General features: G+C 74.7%; 2 protein-coding genes. One reads left to right on the top strand and one right to left on the bottom strand.

What is annotated here, in order from left to right; genetic code table 11:
- The coding region (locus VGH76_RS07900) for a D-alanyl-D-alanine carboxypeptidase (RefSeq protein ID WP_331556082.1) at positions 1 to 1,154 on the bottom strand (1,154 nt) is incomplete at its 3' end.
- Between the two features lie 198 nt (positions 1,155 to 1,352).
- Between VGH76_RS07900 and VGH76_RS07895 the strand changes: the two genes are divergently transcribed.
- Positions 1,353 to 1,835, top strand: coding sequence for an inorganic diphosphatase (locus VGH76_RS07895; RefSeq protein ID WP_331556081.1), 483 nt, complete (start codon positions 1,353 to 1,355; stop codon positions 1,833 to 1,835).
- Positions 1,836 to 1,855: the final 20 nt, after the last annotated feature.

Below are 1,855 nucleotides of genomic sequence, written 5' to 3'. Positions count from 1 at the left end.
GTGTCCGAGAGCGTCACCGACGCCACGTCGATCCCGTGGCCGCTGAGGGTCCTCGTCACCGAGGAAGCGGCGCCCTCGAACGACGCCGGCGCGCCGGCCCGGCGGGCGACCTCCCGGCCGATGGCCTCCGCGAGGACGTTGTCGGAGTTGGTCAGCGCGGTGTGGACCAGCTCGGTCAGCGGCGGGGACTGCACGCTGCCGAGCACCCGCGCGTTCGGCACGGCCTGCCGCTGGGCCACCGGCACCGAGGCCCCGAGCCGCTGGCCGAGCGCGTGCCCGACGTCCTCGGTCGGGGTGGCCGTGCGGGCGCCGTCGAGCGCGGTCGGGTCGAGCCGGCCGCCGTCGAGCATGGCCGGGACCATCGGGGTGACGTTGCCGCCGGCGATGTCGGCCGGGTCCCAGCCGGCCGCGAGGAGCGGGCCGGTGTAGCGGGAGTCGTCGACGTAGACCGTCGAGAGGGGCGCCGTTCCGCGGGCGGCGCGCACCTGGGCCACGAGATCGTCGAGGTGGGCCGCGCCGGGGTAGACCGAGTCGCGGCCGTCGGGCAGCGAGGACAGCGTCGGGTCGCCGCCGCCGACGAGCACCACCGAGTCGGGGGTGGGGCCGGCGACGACCGCGGTGGTGAACCGGGTCCCGGGGTCGAGCGACAGGAGCGCGGCGGAGGTGGTGAGGAGCTTCGTCGACGACGCCGGGACCTGCGGCTCGGCGGGGTTGCGCGACCACAGCGGCGGCTGCGGGTGCGCCGGGTCGACGACGACGCCGGTGAGGTCGCCGAGCCCGCCGACGCGGCCGTCGAGCACCCCCGCGACGCCGATCGCCGTCGGGGTCGGCGCGGACGCGGGCAGCGGACCGAGCCGCGGGACGAAGGCAACCGGGGCCGGCGGGTCCACCGCGGCGGACACCGGGAGGCCGAGGCGGCGCGCCAGGCCGGGCGCGGTCAGCACCGCCGCGGTGCCCGCGCCCACGACCAGCAGGAGCACGACGAGCCCGATGAGCAGTCGCTGGGCGATGCGACGCGAGCGGGAGACCTCGGCCCGGTGACCACCACCGTGCCGGTTCTGGGTGGGGGGATCCTCACCGCCCGGTGCGCCCGGCGTGCCGTCGTCGCCCGCCGGGGTGGACCCCGCGCGGTGACCGACACCACTCGCCGTCACGAGCCCCCTTCCCTGCGACCAGACCCACTCCCCGCCGTCGTCGCGGAGCCATCGCGATGCGACACACTAGACGCGACCCACGACGGGTTCGGAGGGTCCGGTCGGGTGACGAGGCCCGGGCGCGGACCGGAACGGTCCCCGAGCGGGACACAGCAGCCGCGGCCCCGGGCCGCGACACCGGAGCAGTGAGGACGGGCCGTGGAGTTCGACGTTCTGATCGAGATCCCGAAGGGGCAGCGGAACAAGTACGAGATGGACCACGAGTCCAACCGCCTGCGTCTGGACCGCACCCTCTTCACGGCCACGCAGTACCCGGCCGACTACGGCTACATCGAGAACACCCTGGGCCTCGACGGCGACCCGCTCGACGCACTCGTCCTCGTCCAGGAGCCGACCTTCCCCGGGTGCCTCATCCTCGCCCGCGCCATCGGCATGTTCCGCATGACCGACGAGAAGGGCGGGGACGACAAGGTGCTCTGCGTACCTGCGAGGGACCCGCGCCAGGAGCACCTGCGCGACATCCACCACCTCTCCGAGTACGACCGGCTGGAGATCCAGCACTTCTTCGAGGTCTACAAGGACCTCGAGCCCGGCAAGAGCGTGGAGGGCGCCTCGTGGGTGGGGCGCTCGGACGCCGAGCAGGAGATCCGCGAGTCGTACAAGCGGGCCGAGAACCATTAGGCCTGCGGCCGTGTGCGTGC

The organism is Actinomycetospora sp., assembly GCF_036497585.1.
In the GTDB taxonomy this organism is placed as follows: domain Bacteria; phylum Actinomycetota; class Actinomycetes; order Mycobacteriales; family Pseudonocardiaceae; genus Actinomycetospora.
Note: the sequence above shows the minus strand (reverse complement) of the source record. Positions and strands in the feature narration are given on the sequence as shown.